This is a genomic window from Pseudomonas sp. NFACC02 (assembly GCF_900110765.1).
Lineage (GTDB): Bacteria > Pseudomonadota > Gammaproteobacteria > Pseudomonadales > Pseudomonadaceae > Aquipseudomonas.
The window spans coordinates 23,635-46,846 of sequence record NZ_FOEO01000029.1; the positions used below are offsets into that span (position 1 = coordinate 23,635).

Sequence of the window (23,212 nt, forward strand, 5' to 3'; positions counted from 1 at the left end):
ATGTCGTGCTTGAGCGCCAAAAAAGCATATTTATGTAACGCCTTTTAAGGGGTAGAAGCTGTTACAGGTTCCGACGAGCCTTGGGTGCCCGGAAGGGCGGCGCGGGATAGGCGCCGCCCTCGCTGTCAGCCCTCCGTTTCGAGCACCACCACGCGTTGGCCCGCGCGTACGGCCGAGCCGGGCTGCACGCGCACCTCCTGAACCACGCCGGCAACCGGGGCGAGCAGGGGGATTTCCATTTTCATCGACTCCAGTATGACCAGCGTGTCGCCCGCCTGGACGCGCTGGCCTTGTTCAACCTGAACCTGCCAGAGGTTACCCGCGATGTGGCTGTCGACGCTCAGATGGCCGACGGCTACAGCGGCCTCTTCGACGCTCTCAGCCACCGCTTCATCGCTTTCGAACGTCGCTTGACCGTTGGCGATCCAGCGTTCGCGCTCGGCATTGAACGCGCCTTGCTGCTGACTGCGGAATGCCGCGATGCTTTCGGCTTCTTTTCTCAGAAACGCCTGGTAGTCGGCCAGATTCAGTGTGGTGTGTTCGATCCGTAGCGGGTAGCGGCCAAGCGGAAAGTCGCGACGGATTTTCAGCAAGGCTTCGGCGCTGACGGGGTAGAAGCGGATCTGGTCGAAGAAGCGCAACAGCCACGGCTTGCCGTCGAACGCTTCGACGGCGCGGTAACGGTTCCACATCTGCAAGGTCCGACCCACGAACTGATAACCGCCGGGCCCTTCCATGCCATAGACGCACATGTAGGCGCCGCCGATGCCGACCGAGTTTTCGGCGGTCCAGGTCCGCGCCGGGTTGTACTTGGTGGTCACCAGACGATGGCGTGGATCCAGCGGCGTGGCGACCGGTGCGCCGAGGTAGACGTCGCCCAGACCCATCACCAGGTAGCGGGCGTCGAACACGGTGCGCTGCACTTCGTCCAGATTCGGCAGGTCGTTGATGCGGCGGATGAACTCCAGATTGCTCGGGCACCACGGTGCGTCCTTGCGTACGGTGGTCATGTACTTCTCGATGGCCAGTTGGCAGGCCGGGTCATCCCACGACAGCGGCAGATGAACGATGCGTGACGGCACTTCCAGGTTCTTGCTGGCGCACACTGCGTCCCATTCGCCCGCAACGATTGTCAGCAACGCCGCAAGGGAGAGCTGTTCAGGTTGGTAATGCACTTGCAGCGAACGAATGCCTGGCGTCAGGTCGATCACACCGTCCAGGTGTTTACCTTCCAGTGCCTGCATCAGCGCGTGGCCCCGGAACCGCAGCACCAGATCCAGTTCGGGGGCACCGATTTCCAGCAGCAGGTGGGTATCGCCGGAAAGACGAGCGACCAAGCGAGTGTCGGCGATGCCAATGTCCAACACAATCGGCGAGGTCAACGCCACCCCCTGTAGGAGCGCGCTTGCCTGCGAAGAGGCCGGTACATCCGTTGCATCTCTGGCGTCTGCCCCATCGTCATCGCGGGCAAGCGCGCTCCTACAGGCAATCGTGCGGGCCTCCTGGACGGTCACGGGATGAAACCGGACTTTATCCCCGGCCTTGAGCTGGCCCAACTGCCACAGGTCTGCCTCGATGATCGTCACGGGGCACACGAAGCCGCCCAGGCTCGGTCCATCCGGTCCAAGTATCACCGGCATGTCGCCGGTGAAATCCACCGCGCCGATCGCATAGGGGTTGTCATGGATGTTCGACGGGTGCAGCCCGGCTTCACCGCCGTCGGCACGTACCCACTCAGGCTTCGGCCCGATCAGGCGTACACCGGTGCGGCTGGAGTTGAAATGCACCTCCCAATCGGTGGCGAAGAAGGTCTGGATGTAACCCTCGGTGAAATACTCAGGTGCGCCATGCGGCCCATAGATCACCCGGATATCACGCACGGCAGGCAAGGCCGAAACCTGTTCAGCGGGTAATTGTTCCCCGACATTGCGGTCGGTCAACGGCGCAATGTGCAGCACATCACCAGCCCGCAAGGCGCGACCGCCGTGGCCGCCAAATTGCCCGAGTGTGAAGGTACTTTTGCTGCCTAGATAATCCGGCACATCCAGGCCGCCACGCACGCACAGGTAACTGCGTGCGCCTGCGCCGGCAATAGTGCCGAGCGCCAGGGTCGAACCAGCAGTCACCAAAAACGACTGATTCATCGGCTGCGCCTCGCCGTCCAGCGTCACCGGAATCACGGCCCCGGTCACCGCCACCACGGCATCGGAGTTGAAGCGCAGCATTGGCCCGCTCATGGTGATTTCCAGCGCTGCGCAGCCTTCAGGATTGCCGAGCAGACGATTACCCAACCGCAGCGACCGGCTGTCCATCGGGCCTGACGGAGGCACGCCCACTGCCCAATAACCGAGACGCCCCGGATAATCTTGCACGCTGGTTTGCGTACCGCCGCTCAGCACCTCGAAGGTGTCGGCGCGATACACCAGGCCTTCCAGGCAGCGGGTCCAGGGATGGCCGCTGGCAAAGGGCTGATCAGCGAGAATCTGGCGCAGGTAATCGCGGTTGGTTTCTACGCCATACAGGCGCGTGTCGCTCAACGCTTGCGCCAGTGCAGCACGGGCGCCTGCACGATCCGGCGCCCAACAGATGACCTTGGCGATCATCGGGTCGAAGAACGGCGGGATCTCGCAACCGGCCTCGACCCAGGTGTCGATGCGCAACTGCCTGCCATCGGCGGGCGGAAATTGAACGGACGTCAGCAAGCCCGGACTCGGCTGAAAGTCGCGACCCGGATCTTCGGCGTACAAACGCGCTTGAATCGCATGGCCGCTGGGTTGCAGACCCGTTCGCAAGTCAGCCAGGGGCGGCAGGTCACCGGCTGCCAGCTGAATCATCCAGCTCACCAGATCCACACCCCAGACCTGCTCGGTCACGCCGTGCTCGACCTGCAAGCGGGTGTTCACTTCCAGAAAATAGAAGCGCTGGTCGTCGCTGTCGAACACGAACTCCACGGTGCCCGCGCTGCGATAACGGACGGCTTTGGCCAGCTTGATCGCCGCGGCGCACAGCTCATCGGCCATGCCTTCAGGCAGATTCGGTGCGGGTGTTTCCTCCAGGACTTTCTGGTTGCGGCGCTGCACCGAGCAGTCACGTACGCCCAGCGCAATCACGTCACCTTGACCGTCGCCAAACACCTGAACTTCCAGATGCCGCGCGCGCTGGATGTATTTCTCGATGAACACGCCCGCGTCGCTGAAATTGTTCTGGCCGAGGCGTTTGACGGCCTCGAACGATTCGCTCAGTTCGTTGGCAGTGCGGCATACGCGCATGCCGATGCCACCGCCGCCTGCCGTGCTTTTCAACATCACCGGGTAGCCGATTGTCTCGGCGGCGCTCAAGGCGGATCCGACGCTGTCCAGCAACTCGGTACCTTCCAGCATCGGCACGCCATGCTGTTTCGCCAGCGCACGGGCCGTGTGTTTGAGGCCGAAGACGCGCAGCTGTTCAGGCGTCGGGCCGACGAAGGCGATGCCCGCGTCTTCACAGGCCTGCGCAAACGCGGCGTTTTCCGAGAGAAACCCGTAGCCGGGGTGAATCGCCTTGGCGCCGGTCGATTGCGCGATGGCGAGGATCTTCTCCACCGCCAGATAGGTTCCAGCAGCGCCGCCTTCGCCCAGACTGTGGGCCTGATCGGCTTCCAGAATGTGCAGGCTGGCAGCGTCGGCTTCGGAGTAGACGGCAATGCCTTCAACGTTCAAAGCGCGCAAGGTACGCAGGATGCGGCAGGCAATGGCGCCGCGGTTGGCGATCAGCAGTGTGTCGAACATGGTCTTACCCCAGGGACCGGCAGTCATCGATCCCGAACCGGGTAGCGGGCCGTCCCGCTGTTGTACTCGTTGCACGAAGGCCGTCCCTCGCGCCAAAACGTCGAATCAAGGCTCGTGTAAGGATCAATCCCAGACGAGCAATTCAGCGGGTGTCGGGTTGTAGCCGTTGCACGGATTGTTCAACTGCGGGCAGTTGGAAATCAGCACGATCACGTCCATTTCAGCGCGCAGTTCAACGTATTTGCCTGCACCGGAGATGCCGTCTTCGAACGTCAGTCCACCTTCGGCGGTGACCGGGACGTTCATGAAGAAATTGATGTTCGGGCTGATGTCGCGCTTGCCCAGACGGCCGTCGTGGACACAGGCGCGCAGGTAGTTGTCACGGCAGCTGTGCATGTGGCGCTTTTCCAGCGCGTAACGCACGGTGTTGCTTTCTTGTGCGCAGGCGCCGCCGAGGGTGTCGTGGCGACCGCAGGTGTCTTCGACGATGGTCAGCATCGGCTTGCCGAGGTTGGAATAGAGCACGCTGCCTTTGCTCAGATAGACGTTGTTCTGCCGACGCAACGTGCGCTGCACGTCATAACGCTCACGCGGGTTGGCCAGGCTGTAGAACAGCGTGTCGACGGCCTGATTGCCTTCCAGGTCCAGCAGGCGCAGGGTTTGCCCGGCCTTGAGTTCGGTGAGCGAAGGTTCGCCGGCCGGGACATGGGTGATCGAAACGGGTGCGGTTTTCTGTGGCGTATTCATCGTGGCACTCCTCAGGCGAACAGGCGGTCGGTATTGATGAAGCCGCGCACGTTCTCCTCGCGGGACGTACGGCAGTGTTCAGCGACGCTGGCGTCGGCCTTCATCCAGCTCAACTTGACGGGCTGCGGAGCGTATTCGGGGTTGGGGTCCATCGGGTGTTGCAGCGCCGTGAGCACTACCAGCGTGTCCATCGGTGCGTAGAGCTCGATGCAGTCACCCGCTTTCGAGTTGTGGGCGACGAACGACAGTGCGCCGTGGTCGTCGACGTTCACGCGACTGAACAGGTTGAGCGTCATTAGCAGATCTGAAAGGCCCAGTCCCCACTTGCCCATCTCGACCAGCAGGTTGTCGGTGCCGTTGCGGAAGAAGCCGTTGCGCAGTTCCTGGTAGCGACCCTGGCCGTACTTCTCGGTGACTTCCTCGGCACACAATACGCCGCCGATGCTGTCGCTCCAGCCACAGGTGTCAGCGGTAATCGCCGCCAGTACCCGGCCCATGTCGGAATAGAGGCAGTGGCCGGCAGTGAGCTTGGCGGTGTGTTGGCATTTGAGGCTGTCAGGGAGGTTCAGACGCTCGGTTTTTTCATGGGCGTTGAACATCGTGAGGCTGACGTTGGCGTTGCCGTTGAGGTCGGTCAGGCGCAGCAGTTCGCCGCGCTTGAGCACGAACGACAGGTGGCCGCCACCGGGCAACAGTTCTTCGGCGAATACCGGAAACACAGCAGTTGAATCAGTCATGTCGAGAATCCTTCAAGCCGTTTGCAGCGATTCGATGGCCGCGCGCGCGGCGCGACGATCGCTGTTCAGGGGAATGTCGTAAGTGATGCGGGCGCCATACGCACCGGGGGCGTGCGGGTCGATGCGGACCTTGTCGAACACCAGCAGCCGCGTGCCGAGGTTGAAACCTTCGGACAGGTCGTGAGTGACCATGAACACCGTCAGTTTCGTCTCGCGCCACAGCTCCAGCAGCAGGGCGTGCATGTCTTTGCGGATGCCGGGATCGAGCGCACCGAACGGCTCGTCCAGTAACAGCACGCGAGGCTTCATGATCAGCGCCTGAGCAATGGCGAGCCGTTGTTGCATGCCGCCGGACAGCTGCGTCGGGTACTTGTCCAGCGCGTGACCCAGGCCGACCTTGTGCAGCAGTACCGAGGCCTGCTCCTGAGCCTCACGTTTCGCGTTGCCGAACAACCGGCCCAACAGCGCTGAACGCGGCAGCTCAAGGCCCAGCGTCACGTTATTCAGGACCGACAGGTGCGGGAACACCGAGTAGCGCTGGAACACCACGCCGCGGCTGGCATCGGGCTCTTTGGCCAAGGGTTGCCCATCGAGCAGAATGCTGCCTTTGCTCGGCACTTCCTGGCCCAGCAACAGGCGCAGGAAGGTCGATTTGCCGCAACCCGAAGCGCCGACCAGGGTGCAGAACTCGCCCTCGGCGATGCTCAGGTTCAGGCCTTCGAGCACCACCTGATCGTCGTATTGTTGCCAGACGTTATTGACCGTAATGAAGCTCATGCGCGTGCGCCCTCGTACCAAGGGAACGCCTGGCGTGTCAGCGCTTTCAGGCCCCAGTCCATCAACCAGGCGAGCAGGGTGATCCAGACCACGTAGGGCAGGATCATGTCCATTGCCAGATAACGCCGCACCAGGAAGATCCGGTAACCCAAGCCGTCGGTGGACGCGATGGCTTCTGCCGCGATCAGGAACAACCAGGCCGAGCCCAGTACCAGTCGTAGCGAGATCAACAGACGCGGCAGCAACTGCGGCAGTACCACGCGCAGAATCAAGGTCCAGGTCGACGCGCCCAACGTCTGCGCCTTGATCAACAGCTCGACCGGAATTTCCCGGGCGCGCTGTTCAAGGTCACGGGCAAGCACCGGGGTGATGCCAATGACGATCAGCATCACCTTCGACAGTTCGCCCAGACCGAAAACGATGAACAGGATTGGCAGAATCGCCAGCGGCGGCACCATCGACAGCACCGTCAGCAAGGGCGACAACGGCGCACCGAACAGCGGCAACACGCCCGAGGCAATGCCCAGACACAGCCCGACGACCGCACTGATCGCAAGGCCAATGGCCAGGCGTTGCAGGCTCGACGCCGTGTCCTGCCACAGGATGTATTCGCCGGTGCGCTGATCAGGGTTGATCGCCACACGTTTGATTGCATCCGTCATCTGCACGGCGCTGGGCAACAGCTTGTCGTTGGGGTTTTCCGTCAGCCGCGTGGCCGAGCCCGTGAAGTAGGCGAACAGCAATAGGGCGAACGGCAGGATCACCAGAACCAATCGGCTGGCGCGATCCGGGCGGCGGTTTATCAGGCGCATGGCAAATAACCTGTGCGAAGCGAATGTTTACAGCGTGCCGTCAGCGGCCATCTGCACATAGCTCGGGTCGAAGTGCAGTTTGAGGTTGCCCTTGTCGCCTTCGGTCACGTTGTTGGCGAAGGTCATGCCGACGGCGCTGGAGTCCTTGGCGCCTTCGCCGAGCAGGCCGTGTTCGAAGGAGAAGTCAGCCACCTTGCGCATGGTGCTCGGCAGTTGCTTGCTGGTGGCGAATGCCAGGGCTTCCTTGGGCGTGGCGAACAGCTTGGTGGTGTCCAGTTGCGACTGGAAACCGGCCAGATCGGTGCCCGAGGCCTTGGCCATGTGTTCCAGCGCCTGGGTGGACTCAGCGGATTTGGCGTTCATCAACGCCACGACTTCGAACCAGGCGCCGGTCAGGGCTTTGCCCAGCGCAGGGTTGTCTTTGAGGGTCTGGGTATTGACCACCATCATGTCCATGATCTCGCCAGGAATCTTGCTGGAGTCGAACACTTCAGTGACGCCCGGTTTGGCCTTGATGTCGGAGAGCATCGGGTTCCAGGTGGTCACGGCTTTGACCTGATCGGTGTTAAACGCTGCGGAGATGTCGGCGTCGGAGGTATTCACGACCTTCAGGTCTTTCTCGGTCATGTCCACCGAATCCAGCGCGCGGGCCAGCAGGTAGTGGGAAACCGACAGCTCGACCAGGTTAACGTCCATGCCCTTGAGGTCGGTGACTTTCTTGCCGTCGCCCTTGATGACAATGCCGTCGTTGCCGTTGGAGAAGTCGCTGACCACCAGCGCAGTGCTTTCCACGCCGCCTGCGGCCGGAATGGTCAGGGCGTCCATGTTGGTCATGGTGCAGCCGTCGAACTGGCCTGCGGTGTACTGGTTGATCGACTCGACGTAGTCGTTGAGCTGGGTGACCTTGATATTGATGTTGTACTTCTTGGCCCACTTGTCGACGATGCCTTGCGTGCCTGCGTATTCCCAGGGCATCCAGCCGGCATAAATGGTCCAGCAGACGTTGAAGTCTTTCTTCGGGGCGGCGGTGGCCGAGAGGCTTAATGCAGCGATGAGGCCTGCGGTGAGCAGACCGAACAGACGGGACTTTTGCATGGTTAACCTCCAGTAGCGAAAAGGGGCGGTCAGGAGCACGGCGACACCACTGGTGTCCTGTCTCCCGGGCTTTTATCCCGCCGTGTAACCTCTACTGGAGGTCGCCGACTCTCGGACCAGCCACTCGCTTTCAAGCGAGCCGGAACCCTAGTCGGCTATTGCAAATTGTGGTGCCGCGAACCTGAGTTGACTCCTGCACAACATTCGATAAGCGAGAGTTGTGCCAAGTCGCCGCAGGCCCCGCCTGACATGGGGGCGCATCGGCGTATGCGATTTGCGCGGATACGGCGTGCACCGTTGCGGGGCGCCGTCCAGCGGTTGCGGCACGGCGTGGGGCACTCGGAACAGGTTTTGCAGTCTGACACTACGTTCTCGGCAGTTTTGAGAACGCCGGCCAGCGTCGCTGGTTCGAGCTCTATCGCGGTCCAGGAGGCCGCCATGTATCGACGAAGCCTAATCACCGTTTTGATGACGTTGTCTCTCGCAGGATGTTATGGAGGCTATTACGAATCAGAGACCTATACGCAGCCTGTCTATAGCAGCGGCTACGTGTATGACACCTATCGGCCTTATGGGCCGACCGCGTATGGGCCTGCGGTGTACTACTCGTCGCCGCGCTATTACTCCGGCCCGCGCTATTACAACCCGCCTCGTTACTACGCCCCTGCGCCACGTTATTACGCACCCCCGCCACGTTATTACGGGCCGGGTTATGGCGGCGGGCGTCCGGGATACGGAGGCGGAGGCTGGCACGGTGGCGGAGGCGGTTACCACGGCGGCGGGTCGGGTTATCGCCCACCGCCCCCAGGCCCGAGGCCGGGCGGAGGCTACGGCCCTGGACCGGGTTCCGGCTGGCACGGCAACCCTGGTGGCGGAGGTCCGGGCCCAGGCCGACCTTCAGGCGGCAACGGGCGCCAAGACGGCGGTTTTGGTCGCGGCGGGCATGGCGGCCCGGGCGGCGGGAACCGATAAGCCAACGAAAAAGGCGCTCCTGGGAGCGCCGTTTTTCTGAAGCAGGAGTACTACTTCTCGCCGGCTACACCCCCTGTTTTTCCGGCGTTTGAGCCTTTCGTCAATACCCCGACAAATCCGCCAGGGGATGCCTACCTTCCCATGCCTTCTCGAAATGCGCGTCCACCACCGCCATCGGTATCGTCGCGATGTCCTGCCAGTGCCAGTGCGGGCTGTGATCCTTGTCGATCAACCGCGCGCGTACGCCCTCATTGAACTCCGGATGACGACAGCAATTGAGACTCATGCAGTACTCCATCTGAAAGACCTCGGCCAGCGACAGGTGTCGCGCCCGCGCGATCTGTTCCCATACCAGCCGCGCTGTCATCGGGCAGCCTTCTGTCAGCGTTTTTGCCGCCTTGGCCAAAAGTGCATCTTGGGAATGAAGCTGATGTTTCAAAGCGTTCCAGGCACACGCGGCGTCCGCGACATCCAGGATCTCGTCGATCTGCTGGCGTCGGGGCAGCCATTGAGCGGCCGGAAGCTGTCCTGTGGCTTCCTGTTGCAGTGCCTTGAACAGGCTGTTCAACTGCACGGCGATCTGTTCCTGCCAGTTCAACTGCAGCAGGCGATCAATCATTTCTTCCTGCTGATCGTCCAGCAGAAAGCGATCGGCCAGGTCCAGATCCAGTGCGTCGCGGCCGTTGATGTGCGACCCCGTCAGCCCCAGAAACAGCCCCAACTTGCCGGGCAGCCTTGACAGAAACCAACTGGCGCCGACGTCGGGATAAAGGCCGATGTTGATTTCAGGCATTGCCAGGCGACTGCTGGGCGTCACCACGCGGATGCTGGCGCCTTGCAACAATCCCATGCCGCCACCGAGCACGTAGCCATGCCCCCAGCAGATCAGCGGTTTCGGGTAGGTGTGCAGCTTATAGTCCAGACGGTATTCAGCGGCGAAGAACTGCGCCGCCAGCGGTGGGACACTTCCCGGTTTACCGCGGTTGGCTTCGACCAGTGCCCGGACGTCGCCGCCTGCGCAGAACGCTTTCTCGCCGTTGCCGCGCAAGAGCACGCAAACGATCTGAGGGTCGCTGGCCCATGCATCAAGGCGATCCTGCAGCGCCAGAATCATCGGAAGGGATAACGCGTTGAGCGATTTTTCCGCATCCAGCGTGGCGATGCCCAGACGGGCGCCGTCGGTGCCGGTGAGTTCTTCGAATTGCAGATTCATCGTGACCTCGTGTTCGTGGTACGGACGTCCAGTAAGGACTGTGAGTCCCGCGGCTGTCGGGAAGTTGCAATCGGGTGGTGCAGAGGAGTGTAGAAAACCCGCGACGCGTTGCGCTGGAAATAATGGGTCACAGCCCCTAAAGTCCGCCCATTGATTTTGCCGGATACCCCCATGACAAACGACGATCGCATCAAACTCGAGGCCAGCTGGAAACAGGCCCTGCGTGAAGAATTCGAAAAGCCCTACATGGGCGAACTGCGCGAGTTCCTGCGCCAGGAACATGCGGCGGGCAAGGAGATCTATCCGCCCGGACCGCTGATCTTCAATGCGCTGAACTCTACGCCGCTGGACAAGGTCAAGGTGGTCATTCTCGGCCAGGACCCGTACCACGGCCCGAATCAGGCCCATGGCCTGTGCTTCTCGGTACAGCCCGGCGTGCCGGCACCGCCGTCGTTGGTGAACATCTACAAAGAGCTCAAGCGCGACCTGAACATCGACATCCCCAATCACGGCTACTTGCAGTCATGGGCCGATCAAGGCGTGCTGATGCTCAACACCACGCTGACCGTCGAACGTGCCAATGCCGCCTCACACGCGGGGAGAGGCTGGCAGCATTTCACCGATAAAATCATCGAAACCGTCAGCGCCCATCAACCGCATCTGGTATTCCTGCTGTGGGGCGCCCACGCTCAGAGCAAGAAAAAGCTCATTGACGCGACCAAGCACAAGATCCTCACCTCCGTTCATCCCTCGCCGTTGTCGGCTTATAAAGGCTTTCTGGGCTGCGGGCATTTCGGCATGGCCAACAAGTTTCTGGAGCAGAACGGCATTGCACCGATTGACTGGCGATTGCCTGAACAGGTGTAGGTATGCACTGATCGCAGTGATCGTTCCCACGTTCGGCGTGGTAACGCCTTGATTGACGCTCCGCGTCAACGGACGCTGAGCGTGGGAACGGTCATGACAAGAAGATCACACCGCCGACTGCCGGTTCCAGTACCTGAACAACGGCTCGGCCAAAAACAGCACGAACAACAATCGCATCACCTGCATCGCGGTGACCAGTGGCACCGACAGTTGGAGCACTTCGGCCGTGAGGCTCATTTCCGCGATGCCGCCGGGCATCATACCCAGGGTCAACGAGCGCAGGTCCAGATGGGTCGCGGTGCTCAATGCCAACGCACACAGCGCCGCGATGCTCATGGTCAGCGCCGTCCCGACCAGCGTCCGTCCTATAAAAGAAGGTGCGCGACGGAAGAACGCGCGGTTGAAGTGACACCCCAGACCGCTGCCGATCAACCATTGCCCTAGTTGGCTACCGCCATTCGGCAGGCCGATGTGCAGGTCGAAACTGACACTGATCACCCCGCTCACCAGCAGTGGCCCGAACAGCCAGGGATTGGGCTGCTTCATGCGCTGCCACAGCCAGGCGACCAAGGCACCCAGCGGAAACAGCAACGCAAGCCACGTCCAGTCGACAATCGTGGCGTGAGACGGCGGGGCGCCATTGCCCATCAGGTATTTGAAAATCGCCGGAACGCACAGGACAACGGCCAGCACGCGCAGACTTTGACCGGCCGCCACATTGCTCAGGACCGCGCCATTGCGTGCACCGAGATTGACCATCTCGCCCGACCCGCCAGGCATGCTGGAAAAGAACGCCGTGGCGCGGTCTTCGCCCGTGCGCAGCATCAACCACACGCCCACCACGCTGGACACGCTGGTCACCAGCGCACCGACGAAGATCAGGCCGAAATGGGAGAGAACTTGTTCGATGACGACAGGGGTGAAGTGCAGGCCGATCCCGATGCCGACCACCCATTGGCCGCATTTGCGGCCGCCGGGGATTTCAGCCAACTGCCACGGGGTCAGGCAGCGGACCAGGATGATCGCGAGCAACGAGCCGACCATCCAGGGCAACGGCCAGCCGACCTGGCTGGCGAGATAACCTCCCAGCAGGCCGACCAGCGGCGTTCCCCACCACGTTCTGAAGGGCCTATCAGACATCGGCCAGCGCGCGACGTTGCGAACGCTTGCGCCAGATGCGCAGCAGCGGGAACGCCAGCATGATCACGGTCAGCAACCATACACCCAGGGTGATCGGACTCGACCAGAGAATTTCCAGCGAACCGTTAGAGATCGACAGCGCCCGACGCAGGTTCTGTTCCATCAATCCGCCGAGGATGAACCCCAGCAGGATCGGCGACAACGGGAAATCCAGTTTGCGCAGGATGTAACCGAAGATGCCGATGCCGACCATCAGAAACAGGTCGAAGGTGGTGGCGTGAACCGCGTAGACGCCGATCCCGGTAATGATCGCGATCACCGGCACCAGCGCCCAGTTCGGTACGGCGAGAATGCGAGTGAACACACGGATCATTGGAATGTTCAGGATCACCAGCATGACGTTGGCGACGAACAGCGATGCGATCAGACCCCAGACCAGATCGGGTTGTTGCTGGAACAGCAACGGGCCCGGCGTGATGTTGTACAGCGACAGTGCGCCGATCATCACGGCCGTGGTGCCCGAACCCGGTACGCCGAGGGTCAGCATCGGCACCAGTGCGCCACAGGCTGCGCCACCGATGGCGGTTTCAGGGGCAGCCAGGCCGCGCATGTCACCTTGTCCGAACTTGCCGCTTTTACCTGCGATACGTTTCTCGGTCATGTACGCCACGGCGCTGGCCAGCGTGGCGCCAGCACCCGGCAACACGCCCATGATGAAGCCCATCACCCCGCAACGCAGGTTGACGACGAACACCGCGGCAGCTTCCTTGACGTTGAACATCATGCGGCCGGTCGCCTTGACCGCTTCCTGACCGTGATGGGTCTTTTCCAGCAACAGCAAGATTTCGCTGATCGAGAAAAGGCCCAACACCAACACCACGAACTGGATGCCGTCTGCCAAGTGAATGTTGTCGCCGGTAAAACGGTAGACGCCGCTGTTGGCGTCGATGCCGATGCTCGACAAAAAAAGTCCGATCAATGCTGCAACGAACGTCTTCAGCGGGCGATCGCCGGCCATGCCGCCCAGGCAGACAATGGCGAAGACCATCAACACGAAATATTCCGCAGGGCCAAAAGCAATCGCCCATTTCGCCAGCAATGGCGCAAATAGCACCATGCCGCAGGTCGCAATCAGCGCACCGATGAACGAACTCCACGCGGACAGTGACAGCGCGACGCCTGCCAGGCCTTGGCGGGCCATGGGGTAACCGTCCAGCGTGGTCATGACGGTTGACGCTTCACCCGGAATATTGAGCAGAATCGAGCTGATACGCCCGCCGTACTCGCAACCCAGATACACGGCTGCCAGCAGAATCAATGCCGACTCGGGCGGAAGGCCCAGAGCGAAGGCGATGGGGATTAGCAGCGCCACGCCGTTGATCGGACCCAGGCCCGGCAGCAGGCCGACGATGGTGCCGATCAGCGTGCCAGAAAGCGCAGTGACCAGGTTGTACGGGGTCAGCGCGACGCCGAAGCCCTGGCCGAGATAGCCGAGAGTATCCATATCAGTTCTCCAGAACGTCGAGCAGGCCGAGGGGCAGGGGCACATCCATCACTTTGTCGAAGAGCAGATACAGGCCGATGCTCATCAACGTGATGATGATGACGCTGGGCACCCAGCGACCGCCGTACAGGCGCGCCATGGGAATGCCGACCAGCATGCTGCTCAGCACGAAACCCAACGGTTCGAACAGGCCTGCAAAGATCAACAGCAAACCAGTGCACACGGCGATCTTGATCAGCGTCGGACGATCCAGGGGGGGCTCGTCTTCGGAGTGCTTGATCGGCGTGGGGCGAAACAGCATGTACAGCAGCGAAAGGCCCATCAGCCCCAGCATCAGCAAAGGAAAGGCGCGCGGCCCGACAGGTTCGTAGGAAAAAGGTGCCTGATAAGGCCAAGCCATCAGCGCCAGGCCGATACAGGCCAACAGCAGCACGAAGGCGAAAATGCGTTGCAAGACCATGGAAAGCTCCCGGGTGGCGCCACCGCGCAGGCGGCGCACCCTCACGTCAGTCAATCGAGAACCACTCAGGGCAGTTCAATCACTGAATCAGGCCGAATTCCTTGGCCAGCACTTTGTATTCACCCACGCGGGTCTTCACGTACTTGTCCAGCTCGTCACCGGTCATGGCGAACGGGAACAGCTCGCGCTGGTCACGCAGCTTGGCGAAGTCTTCCGATGCCAGCAGCTTGTCGAACGCCGCTTTCCACCAGTTGTACTCCTCGTCGGTCACCTTCGGGCCGAGGTAGAAGCCACGGACCACAGGCCAGACGATGTCGTAGCCTTGCTCCCGGGCGGTGGGGATATTCTTCATTTCCGGCTCGTCCAGACGTTGTTCGGAGAACACCGCCAGCAGGCGCATGTCGCCACTGAGAATGTGCGGCATGGAGTCGGAGATGTCGGTGGAGCCGACCTGAATGTGGCCGCCCAGCAACGCAGTGGCGATTTCACCGCCGCCTTCGAGCGCGACATAGCGCAAGTCGCGCGGGTTGATACCAGCGGCCTTGGCGATCAGCGCGGTTTGCATCCAGTCCTGACTGCCGACGGTGCCGCCGGAACCGATGACCACTTTGCTTGGGTCGGCTTTCAGCGCTTTGACCAGATCGTCCAGGCTCTTGTAGGGCGAATCCGCCTTGACCGCGATGGCGCCATAACTGGTACCGACCGCCGCCAGCCAGCGCACGGCGTTTTCGTCGAAACGACCGAACTTGCCTTGCGCCAGGTTCAGCAGCGAACCGCTGGACCACGCTACCAGCGTGCCTGCATCAGCAGGGCGCTGAGCGACTACGGCGTTGTAGGCGACGGCACCTACGCCACCCGGCATGTAGGTCACGCGCATTGGCTTGGTCAGAATTTTCTCGTTGACCAGCGCGCTTTGTGCCAGTTTGCACGTGAGGTCAAAACCACCCCCCGGCGACGCCGGTGCGATGCATTCAGGACGATTGGGCTCGGCCGCCCACAGTTGAGTGGCTACCAGCATGCAGCTGGCGGCGACGCTGATACGGCGCAACGATAGGTTCATGGTCAGTCTCCGACGGAGTTGTTGTTTTTGGATGCGTTCAGATGGGGCTGGTGGTCGATCAGGCTGTGATTCGCTAGCGTCGTAAACGCACAGGAATCAGGGGCGAGGACGTGACGATGCACTGCGCAACAATATCGCGAAGTGTACTCAAAACAGCATGGGGTTCAGACGGCGCCGTGGCCGAGGATTGCAGTGAGATCATCACCGATAACTCCGATATTGTTTTTATTGTTGAAAACGCATCGAGGCGTTTTTCGTCACGACCCGGGTGTCACGGGTGGCGCAATGCTGGCAACCGTAACAAGTCGTAACCAGATCCTAATCGGCGAAGCTTTCATCAACCTTTCAACTACCTTTCAAGAAGCTTTCGCCAGAAAGTGGCGCGTCTTGCGGCAGTGTTTGACGTTTTTGAGGCCTTCACAGGAGGCGGCGCGCCTGTAAACTCCGCCTCCACCAAACGTCTCAATCGGGAGAAGCCGATGCGTGTTTTGCTCGTCGAAGACCATCTGCAACTGGCTGAAAGCGTCGCGCTGGCGCTCAAGGGCAGCGGGCTGACCGTGGACGTTCTGCATGACGGGGTGGCGGCTGATCTTGCCTTGGGCAGCGAAGAGTATGCGGTGGCGATCCTGGATGTCGGCCTGCCGCGCATGGACGGCTTCGAAGTGCTGGCACGCTTGCGCGGCCGGGGCAAGAACATCCCGGTGTTGATGCTGACCGCCCGCAGCGACGTCAAGGATCGGGTACACGGTCTGAATCTTGGAGCCGATGATTATCTGGCCAAACCCTTCGAGTTGTCGGAGCTGGAAGCGCGGGTCAAGGCGCTGTTGCGACGCAGCGTATTGGGCGGCGAACGGCAGCAGCGTTGTGGCGTGCTGGTGTATGACCTCGATACCCGGCGTTTCACGCTGGCCGACGAGGTGCTGACGCTGACCTCTCGCGAGCAGTCGGTGCTCGAAGCAATGATCGCCCGTCCCGGTCGGGTGATGAGCAAGGAGCAACTGGCGGCGCAGGTGTTCGGGCTGGACGAAGACGCCAGCGCCGACGCCATCGAAATCTACGTCCACCGTTTGCGCAAGAAGCTCGACGGCCATCCGGTGGGTATCGTGACCTTCCGTGGTCTGGGCTATTTGCTGGAAAGCCGGGATGCTTAATCCGTTCCCCGCTGCGGAAAACAGCCTGCGCTGGCGCCTGCTGTGGAACCTGGGATTGCTGCTGGTCGTGTTGATGATCGCCAGCGGCATGAGCGCCTACTGGAACGGTCGCGAAGCAGCGGACACCGCCTATGACCGCACGCTTCTGGCCTCGGCGCGGACCATCGCGGCCGGATTGTCCGAGCGTGACGGCACCCTCAGCGCCGACGTGCCCTACGTGGCCCTTGATACCTTTGCCTATGACAGCGCTGGCCGGATTTATTACCAGGTCAATGACATCAATCAGAAGCTGATCTCGGGTTACGAAAATCTCCCCGGGCCGCCTCCCGGCACGCCGCGCACCGATGCTTACCCGGCGCTGGCCAAGTTCTACAGCGCGCGCTATCAGGGCCAGGATGTGCGGGTCGTCAGCCTGCTCAAAGCGGTGAGCGAGCCGAACATGAATGGCATGGCCGAAATCCGCGTGGCCGAGACCGAGGAGCAGCGGGTGAGCATGGCGCGAGGCTTGATGGCCGATACGCTGTTACGTCTGGGCATGCTCGGCAGTGGCGCGTTGCTGCTGGTGTGGTTTACCGTCAGCGCCGCACTGCGACCGCTGGATCGCTTGCGCACGGCGGTAGAGGAGCGCGAGCCTGACGATCTACGTTCGTTGCCCATGGTCGAGGTGCAGCATGAACTGCGGCCGCTGGTCATTTCGCTCAACCACTTCACCGAGCGCCTGCGCATGCAGTTCGAACGTCAGGCCCAGTTCATCGCCGATGCCGCTCACGAACTGCGCACGCCACTGGCCGCGCTCAAGGCACGGGTCGAATTGGGGTTACGTGACCAGGAGCCGGCGGCCTGGCGCAGCACGCTGGAAAGCGCGGCCATTGGGACAGATAAGCTCACGCATCTGGCCAATCAATTGCTGTCGCTGGCGCGTATCGAAAACGGTGCTCGGGCGATTGCTGAAGGCGGGGCGCAGTTGCTGGACCTCAGCCAACTGGCGCGGGAGTTAGGCATGGCGATGGCGCCGCTTGCCCATGCCCGCGGCGTGGCCCTGGCGCTGGAAGCCGATCAGCCGGTCTGGATGCGCGGTGAGCCAACCTTGCTCAACGAACTGCTGAGCAACCTCGTGGACAACGCCCTCGCACACACGCCATCTGGTGGCAATGTGGTGCTAAGGGTGCATTCGCCCTGCGTGCTTGAAGTCGAGGATGACGGCCCGGGCATTCCACTCCACGAGCGCGATCGCGTGTTTGAGCGTTTCTACCGGCGCAACCAGCAGAGCACCGGTTCGGGGCTCGGCCTCGCAATAGTCGGCGAAATCTGCCGCGCGCACTTGGCGAAGATCACCCTGCATGACGGGGCAGAGCGCGGTCTGAAGGTTCGAGTGACCTTCCCGGCTGTCACTCCATCGTAGGTGCTTGCAGCAGAAATGCAGTGGGTCAGCGGCATCGCTGGTGACTGACACACCCCATTGGTACGGGGCCGCGCCTTTCAGGCTCACTACGGCGGGCAGCGATGAGTCAGTACAGCAACGTCATTGCTTCATTCATTTCGTTGATCAGCGCGCCATCGGCCATGTTCAGCCCCAACTGGTTGACGGCAGGCATCGCCATAACGTCCAGATTCGGATAAGGCCGTCCGGTCGCCTCATGGACGTGCACGGTCGCGACTTGCACCAGGTCAACGTAATCGGCCTGAGTGGAGACCCGTGCGAAGTTCTGAAACTGTTTCGGCACGATCGCCAGCGCTTCTGGAAAGTCCCAAGAGCGTAGCAACCGTTCGCCGATGATCGGGTGAATGCGTTCGATCACATGGTTCAGGCTCACCGGGTCGGCCAGCAATTCGAAGTTGTCTTCGGCGTAGGTCAGGATCGGCAGTACGCCAATCAGATGAATCAGGCCGGCCAGCGTGGCCTTGTCGGCTTTCAGGTGGGTGCGCTTCATACTGAGCGCGCTGCTGACGCCGGCAACCTGCAGGCTCAGTTTCCAGATGTCACGCATCTTGGACTCGACGACTCCGGACTTGGCGTGAAACATCTGTTCCACCACCAGACCGATGGCCAGGTTACAGCTGTAATTCACGCCCAGGCGGCGAACGGCGGTCAGCACGTCACTGACTTCGAAGTTGGGCCGCAGCAACGGGCTGTTCACCACCTTGATCAGGCGGGCGGAGAGGGCGGTGTCACTGCCAATGACTTTGCTGAGGGCTGCGATGGTGATTTCCGAATCTTCCGCAGCCAGACGGATTTTCATTGCCACTTCCGGCAGCGTCGGCAAGAACAAGGCGTCTCTGTCGATCGCCTTGATCAGGTCCCTCTGCACCTCGTCAGCCATACTGCTCATGTCGGATCCCTGGATGGTGCATTTCGGCCAACGCCCCCGGCCACGTTGTGGCGGGAGCACAACCCACTGCGCTGACGTGCGGCTCTTTCATTCAAGCGGGTTAACGCTGTGTTTCAAGCTTGGCGTCCAGCGTGTAAGGCAGTTCGGCCAGCTGCAGAGCCTTACCCTCCGCAGTGCCGAGACGTATGTTGCCGTCTTCGACAGCGTCGGCCTGCAGAACCGCCAGCAGCTCGACAGTGTCGCCAGCCCGCGCTGCGACCACCACATTGCCCGCCGAGCTGGCGTTGACCGGTGAAAACAGTTCGACACCCGGTTCGGGCACGTCGCTGCCCGGCAATGTCAGGCGATAGAGCCGACGTTTGAGTTTGCCCAGGTATTGCATCCGCGCGACGATTTCCTGCCCGGTGTAGCAACCTTTCTTGAAGCTGACGCCGCCGACGGCCTGCAGGTTGATCATCTGCGGGATAAATTCTTCGCGGGTCTGACCAAACACCTGACCGATACCGGCACGAATCTGGCCCAACAGCCAGTCATTCAATGTGCCTTCCGGCAATTGTGCGGCCAGACGGTTGCGTATCTCTTCGGCCTGATCGGCGCGAACCCACAACTCCGCGCGAGCAGGGGAAACGCGAATCGCGATCAGATCGTTGGCCCGTACGACCGAATCGGTTTCGTGTGGCAGGTCGAGGCCGAGGCTGACCAGCGCACCGTCGCCATCGTTCAGGCCAAAACGCACCCATGATGCGCTCTCGTCGGTCAGCCTGGATTTGGAGAACACTGCGTATTTTTTCAGGTCCAGCAATTGAGCGTCGATCAATTCACTGGCCATGGCCAAAAGCACACCATCGCCTTCCAGAAGGATGCGGAAGCTGGACTGCATGCGGCCTTTCTGAGTGCAGCGGGCTCCAAGCGTGGCTTTGGCATCGCTCAGGTAATCCATGTTGCAGGTCAGTTGGCCTTGAAGGAATTTGCCGGCGTCTACGCCGCGAACGGCCAGTACACCTTCGTGGGAGAGTGGACAGAAAAAAGCGGAATCGGCCATGAGTCATCGCGTGGGTAGAAGTCTGGGGCACCATCATAGTGCTGTGTCTCGTTAATGGGTATATGCAAGTCGGGTTAAAGACTCTTGCAAAAACCTGCGACTAACTGCGGGTACGCCCGAACAGCACGGCCCTGTATACTCGCCCGCAAATTTGAGGAGCGCCCCATGGTCGAAGATGTTGAACTCAATCGCCTCTTTTGGCATAGCCGCCGCGGCATGCTCGAACTGGATGTGTTGCTGGTGCCGTTCGTCAGAGAGGTCTATCCCTCGCTCAATGACGTTGACCGTGCGCTCTACGTGCGTCTGCTGACCTGTGAAGATCAGGACATGTTCGGCTGGTTCATGCAACGCGGCGAATCTGAAGACCCTGAGCTGCAGCGCATGGTTCGAATGATCCTGGACCGTGTCCAGCCGAAATGATCGGTTCGAGTGCCGTTGGCAGCGCTCCCGAGCATTGCTGACGGCCTACATCGGTGCCCAGTTGCTGGCGTTGATCGCGGTTTTTCTACTTGATATTCCCGTCTGGGCCAAGGCGGTCGGCGTGTTGTTGTGTCTGCTGCATGGCCTGCGTTATCTGCATCGATCCATTCTGTTGAGTCATGAGCACGCCTACACCGGTTTGCGCCGAGACAGCTCGGGATGGCAGGTGTGGAATGAACACGGCGGATGGCAAGCCGTGCAATTGCGACCCGACAGCATGGCGCTGCCACGTATCGTGGTGCTCAGGTTCCGTCTGATGACAGGCAATGGATTGACGCGCAGGTGGGTCAGGAGCGTTTGCATTCCGGCGGATGCCATGGCGCCGGATCTGCACCGGCGCCTGCGTCTGCGTTTGAAGTTCAGCCGCAATAGGTGGGCGGCGCCAGAATAGTGTCGAGCGCCTCGGGCAGCATGTCCGGGTAGTCCAGCGTGTAATGCAGACCACGACTCTCTTTGCGAGCCATCGCGCACGCAATCATCAATTCCGCCACCTGAGCCAGGTTGCGCAACTCGATCAGGTCGCGGCTGACTTTATAGTTGCTGTAGAACTCATCGATCTCGTCCAGCAGCAGGCGGACCCTGTGCTGGGCGCGTTGCAACCGCTTGTTGGTTCGCACAATGCCGACGTAGTCCCACATGAACCGCCGTAACTCATCCCAGTTGTGCGCAATGATCACGTCTTCGTCCGAATCGGTGACCTGGCTGGCATCCCAGGATGGCAAATCCCGAGGCTGAGCGATGTCCGGCAACTGGGTCATGATGTCGTTCGCTGCGGAGCGCGCGTAGACAAAACATTCCAGCAGCGAATTGCTGGCCATACGGTTGGCGCCGTGCAGGCCGGTAAAGCTGGTTTCGCCGATGGCATACAGCCCGGGCACGTCGGTGCGGCCGTGCTGATCGACGAGCACGCCGCCGCAGGTGTAATGGGCAGCGGGCACCACCGGAATGGCCTGGCGGGTGATATCGATGCCGAACGTCAGGCAGCGTTCGTAGACCGTTGGAAAATGCGTTTTGACGAAGTCCGCGGGTTTATGGCTGATGTCCAGATAGACGCAGTCGATGCCCAGACGCTTCATTTCATGGTCAATGGCCCGGGCGACGATGTCCCGAGGCGCCAGTTCGGCGCGTGGGTCGAAGCGCTCCATGAACCGATCGCCATTCGGCAGCTTCAAATAAGCGCCTTCGCCGCGCAAGGCCTCGGTGACCAGAAAACTCTTGGCCTGTGGGTGATACAGGCAGGTCGGGTGAAACTGGTTGAATTCAAGATTACCCACCCGGCAACCTGAGCGCCATGCCATTGCAATGCCATCGCCGCAGGCGCCATCAGGATTGCTGGTATAGAGGTAAACCTTGGCCGCGCCGCCAGATGCGAGAATCGTGAAGCGGGCGCTGTGGGTGTCCACTTCGCCGGTCGAACGATCCAGCACATACGCGCCCAGGCACCGCTCTCCTTCCAGACCGAGCCGGCGTTCAGTGATTAGATCGATGGCGACACGCTGTTCGAGCAGCTCGATGTTCGGGCGCGTCCTGGCCTGCGCCAGCAAGGTCCGAAAAATCGCGGCGCCCGTTGCGTCCGCCGCATGAATGATCCGCCGATGGCTGTGGCCGCCTTCACGGGTCAGGTGGAATTCGAAGCCACCGTCTTCTACCGTCGAATGATCATCTCGAGTAAAAGGCACACCCAGGTCGATCAACCATTGAATGGCTTCGCGGCTGTGCTCGACAGTGAAACGCACGGCGGCTTCGTTGCACAGCCCGCCACCGGCATTGAGCGTGTCTTCAACGTGTGACTGAACCGTGTCGGCGTTATCCAGAACAGCGGCAACGCCGCCCTGTGCCCAGAAAGTCGAGCCATTGGCGAGGTCACCTTTGCTCAAAACCGCGATGCGCAAATGACTCGGCAATGTCAGTGCCAGACTCAATCCGGCAGCACCGCTGCCGATCACCAGTACATCGTGTTGAAAATGTCGACTCATGACTGATTCCGGCTTCTAAATGGCCACTAGTATGTAAAGAGTGAGAACGGCACAATAGCCGCGATTTTATGGCAATTGTGAATCACGGCGGGGGACGGATTGTGCGCTACTCCGCCACATCGTGCATACCGTTGGCGGGCAAATTCAATGGTGAGGTAACTGTCGAATTTGGATCCTACAAACACGATGATGTGTGTCTCACGCTCTAGCGCGAAATGTGGGAACTTTTCATAAAGCCCTACGTTCAATAGAGGGTTGCCGATAAAGGGACAGCGTCGGCGTGGTGCGGGGATGGTTTTCACATCTGCGCAAACGCTTTCGACGACAAGATTATTCACGCAGCCGACCTGGTTCGAGCTGCGTTTTTCGTGCGGGCTACCGACGCTCGCCGGAAACTTGCTTGAAGGGGGGAGAACTTTTGCGAAAAGCCCGAGTCTATGTTTGCAAGCCTGTGAAGCAGCCTCTGCGACACTCCTTTGAGCTCTATGAGGAGTGTTCATGCTAACCCAGGAAGAGGATCAGCAACTGGTCGAACGCGTACAGCGCGGCGACAAGCGAGCCTTTGATCTGCTAGTGGTGAAATATCAGCACAAAATTCTTGGGTTGATCGTGCGATTTGTCCACGACACCCACGAAGCCCAGGATGTTGCGCAAGAGGCTTTTATCAAGGCTTACCGCGCGCTTGGAAACTTTCGCGGCGACAGTGCGTTTTATACGTGGTTGTACCGCATTGCCATTAACACGGCGAAAAACTATCTGGTGTCGCGAGGTCGGCGACCGCCGGACAGCGATGTGAGATCTGAAGACGCGGAGTTCTACGACGGCGATCATGGCCTCAAGGACATCGAGTCGCCGGAGCGTGCATTGTTAAGGGATGAGATCGAGGGCACCGTCCATCGGACCATCCAGCTACTGCCAGAAGATTTGCGTACAGCTCTAACTTTGCGTGAGTTTGACGGTCTGAGTTACGAAGACATTGCGAGCGTTATGCAATGTCCGGTTGGTACCGTGCGCTCTCGCATTTTTCGCGCTCGGGAAGCCATCGATAAAGCCCTGCAGCCTTTGTTGCAGGAAACCTGAGA

21 protein-coding genes and 1 riboswitch are annotated in these 23,212 nt (G+C 60.8%); of the genes, 7 read left to right on the plus strand and 14 right to left on the minus strand.

Annotated features, from left to right (window positions below):
- Nucleotides 1-125 precede the first annotated feature (125 nt).
- The 6 genes from uca to BMY73_RS20265 form a co-directional block, all read right to left on the minus strand.
- Nucleotides 126-3,767, minus strand: a complete 3,642-nt coding sequence (uca, locus tag BMY73_RS20240) for an urea carboxylase (RefSeq protein ID WP_092409281.1) — start codon at nucleotides 3,765-3,767, stop codon at nucleotides 126-128.
- A gap of 123 nt (nucleotides 3,768-3,890) precedes the next feature.
- The gene (locus BMY73_RS20245; RefSeq protein ID WP_062388278.1) at nucleotides 3,891-4,514 is read right to left on the minus strand and encodes an urea amidolyase associated protein UAAP2; all 624 of its coding nucleotides are present in this window, start codon (nucleotides 4,512-4,514) and stop codon (nucleotides 3,891-3,893) included.
- Nucleotides 4,515-4,525: 11 nt separating this feature from the next.
- Entirely contained in the window at nucleotides 4,526-5,251 is a 726-nt protein-coding gene (locus BMY73_RS20250; RefSeq protein WP_092409235.1) for an urea amidolyase associated protein UAAP1, read from the minus strand.
- Nucleotides 5,252-5,263: 12 nt separating this feature from the next.
- The gene (locus BMY73_RS20255) at nucleotides 5,264-6,028 is read right to left on the minus strand and encodes an ABC transporter ATP-binding protein (RefSeq protein WP_092409237.1); all 765 of its coding nucleotides are present in this window, start codon (nucleotides 6,026-6,028) and stop codon (nucleotides 5,264-5,266) included.
- Complete coding sequence (locus BMY73_RS20260; protein ID WP_092409239.1) at nucleotides 6,025-6,840, minus strand: ABC transporter permease; 816 nt, start codon at nucleotides 6,838-6,840, stop codon at nucleotides 6,025-6,027. Before BMY73_RS20260 ends, BMY73_RS20255 begins: the two co-directional genes overlap by 4 nt.
- 27 nt (nucleotides 6,841-6,867) lie before the next feature.
- Complete coding sequence (locus BMY73_RS20265) at nucleotides 6,868-7,935, minus strand: putative urea ABC transporter substrate-binding protein (protein WP_092409241.1); 1,068 nt, start codon at nucleotides 7,933-7,935, stop codon at nucleotides 6,868-6,870.
- A gap of 59 nt (nucleotides 7,936-7,994) precedes the next feature.
- Nucleotides 7,995-8,097: riboswitch (guanidine-I (ykkC/yxkD leader) on the minus strand.
- A 276-nt stretch (nucleotides 8,098-8,373) separates the two neighbouring features.
- On the opposite strand from BMY73_RS20265, the gene BMY73_RS20270 reads away from it, so the two are divergent.
- Nucleotides 8,374-8,907: a hypothetical protein gene (locus BMY73_RS20270; RefSeq protein WP_092409243.1), complete on the plus strand. Its 534-nt coding sequence runs from the start codon at nucleotides 8,374-8,376 to the stop codon at nucleotides 8,905-8,907.
- A 100-nt stretch (nucleotides 8,908-9,007) separates the two neighbouring features.
- Here the strand turns inward: BMY73_RS20270 and BMY73_RS20275 are convergent, their stop codons facing one another.
- A complete protein-coding gene (locus BMY73_RS20275; protein WP_092409245.1) occupies nucleotides 9,008-10,120 on the minus strand; it encodes an enoyl-CoA hydratase/isomerase family protein in 1,113 nt (370 codons plus the stop codon).
- A 171-nt stretch (nucleotides 10,121-10,291) separates the two neighbouring features.
- On the opposite strand from BMY73_RS20275, the gene ung reads away from it, so the two are divergent.
- Nucleotides 10,292-10,987 (plus strand): uracil-DNA glycosylase, encoded by a 696-nt coding sequence (ung, locus tag BMY73_RS20280; protein WP_092409247.1) that lies wholly within the window; start codon nucleotides 10,292-10,294, stop codon nucleotides 10,985-10,987.
- A 105-nt stretch (nucleotides 10,988-11,092) separates the two neighbouring features.
- On the opposite strand, the gene BMY73_RS20285 is transcribed toward ung, so the two are convergent.
- The 4 genes from BMY73_RS20285 to BMY73_RS20300 all read right to left on the minus strand — a co-directional run bounded on the left by BMY73_RS20285 (nucleotide 11,093) and on the right by BMY73_RS20300 (nucleotide 15,157).
- Complete coding sequence (locus tag BMY73_RS20285) at nucleotides 11,093-12,127, minus strand: AbrB family transcriptional regulator (protein ID WP_092409249.1); 1,035 nt, start codon at nucleotides 12,125-12,127, stop codon at nucleotides 11,093-11,095.
- On the minus strand, nucleotides 12,120-13,631 hold the full coding sequence (locus tag BMY73_RS20290) for a tripartite tricarboxylate transporter permease (protein ID WP_092409251.1): 1,512 nt from the start codon (nucleotides 13,629-13,631) through the stop codon (nucleotides 12,120-12,122). The genes BMY73_RS20285 and BMY73_RS20290 overlap by 8 nt, the downstream gene beginning before the upstream one ends.
- 1 nt (nucleotide 13,632) lies before the next feature.
- Nucleotides 13,633-14,091 carry a tripartite tricarboxylate transporter TctB family protein gene (locus BMY73_RS20295; protein WP_062388246.1) on the minus strand — a complete coding sequence of 153 codons (459 nt, stop codon included), beginning with the start codon at nucleotides 14,089-14,091 and terminating at the stop codon, nucleotides 13,633-13,635.
- A gap of 79 nt (nucleotides 14,092-14,170) precedes the next feature.
- The gene (locus BMY73_RS20300; RefSeq protein ID WP_162770558.1) at nucleotides 14,171-15,157 is read right to left on the minus strand and encodes a Bug family tripartite tricarboxylate transporter substrate binding protein; all 987 of its coding nucleotides are present in this window, start codon (nucleotides 15,155-15,157) and stop codon (nucleotides 14,171-14,173) included.
- A gap of 473 nt (nucleotides 15,158-15,630) precedes the next feature.
- Here BMY73_RS20300 and BMY73_RS20305 point away from each other — a divergent pair, with 473 nt between their 5' ends.
- Together BMY73_RS20305 and BMY73_RS20310 are read left to right on the plus strand one after the other, a co-directional pair.
- Complete coding sequence (locus BMY73_RS20305) at nucleotides 15,631-16,302, plus strand: response regulator (RefSeq protein ID WP_092409253.1); 672 nt, start codon at nucleotides 15,631-15,633, stop codon at nucleotides 16,300-16,302.
- A complete protein-coding gene (locus tag BMY73_RS20310; RefSeq protein WP_092409255.1) occupies nucleotides 16,295-17,704 on the plus strand; it encodes a sensor histidine kinase in 1,410 nt (469 codons plus the stop codon). The genes BMY73_RS20305 and BMY73_RS20310 overlap by 8 nt, the downstream gene beginning before the upstream one ends.
- A 106-nt stretch (nucleotides 17,705-17,810) precedes the next feature.
- On the opposite strand, the gene BMY73_RS20315 is transcribed toward BMY73_RS20310, so the two are convergent.
- Nucleotides 17,811-18,632, minus strand: coding sequence for an HDOD domain-containing protein (locus BMY73_RS20315; protein ID WP_092409257.1), 822 nt, complete (start codon nucleotides 18,630-18,632; stop codon nucleotides 17,811-17,813).
- A gap of 100 nt (nucleotides 18,633-18,732) precedes the next feature.
- A complete protein-coding gene (locus tag BMY73_RS20320) occupies nucleotides 18,733-19,674 on the minus strand; it encodes a CAF17-like 4Fe-4S cluster assembly/insertion protein YgfZ (protein WP_092409259.1) in 942 nt (313 codons plus the stop codon).
- A 165-nt stretch (nucleotides 19,675-19,839) separates the two neighbouring features.
- Here BMY73_RS20320 and BMY73_RS20325 point away from each other — a divergent pair, with 165 nt between their 5' ends.
- Complete coding sequence (locus BMY73_RS20325; RefSeq protein ID WP_062388232.1) at nucleotides 19,840-20,094, plus strand: FAD assembly factor SdhE; 255 nt, start codon at nucleotides 19,840-19,842, stop codon at nucleotides 20,092-20,094.
- Nucleotides 20,078-20,545 (plus strand): protein YgfX, encoded by a 468-nt coding sequence (locus BMY73_RS20330; protein WP_092409261.1) that lies wholly within the window; start codon nucleotides 20,078-20,080, stop codon nucleotides 20,543-20,545. The genes BMY73_RS20325 and BMY73_RS20330 overlap by 17 nt, the downstream gene beginning before the upstream one ends.
- Here the strand turns inward: BMY73_RS20330 and nadB are convergent.
- On the minus strand, nucleotides 20,514-22,130 hold the full coding sequence (gene nadB / locus BMY73_RS20335) for an L-aspartate oxidase (RefSeq protein WP_092409263.1): 1,617 nt from the start codon (nucleotides 22,128-22,130) through the stop codon (nucleotides 20,514-20,516). The two genes, BMY73_RS20330 and nadB, sit on opposite strands and share 32 nt — an antisense overlap.
- A 498-nt stretch (nucleotides 22,131-22,628) precedes the next feature.
- Here nadB and rpoE point away from each other — a divergent pair, with 498 nt between their 5' ends.
- A complete protein-coding gene (gene rpoE, locus BMY73_RS20340; protein ID WP_037014368.1) occupies nucleotides 22,629-23,210 on the plus strand; it encodes an RNA polymerase sigma factor RpoE/AlgU in 582 nt (193 codons plus the stop codon).
- Nucleotides 23,211-23,212: the final 2 nt, after the last annotated feature.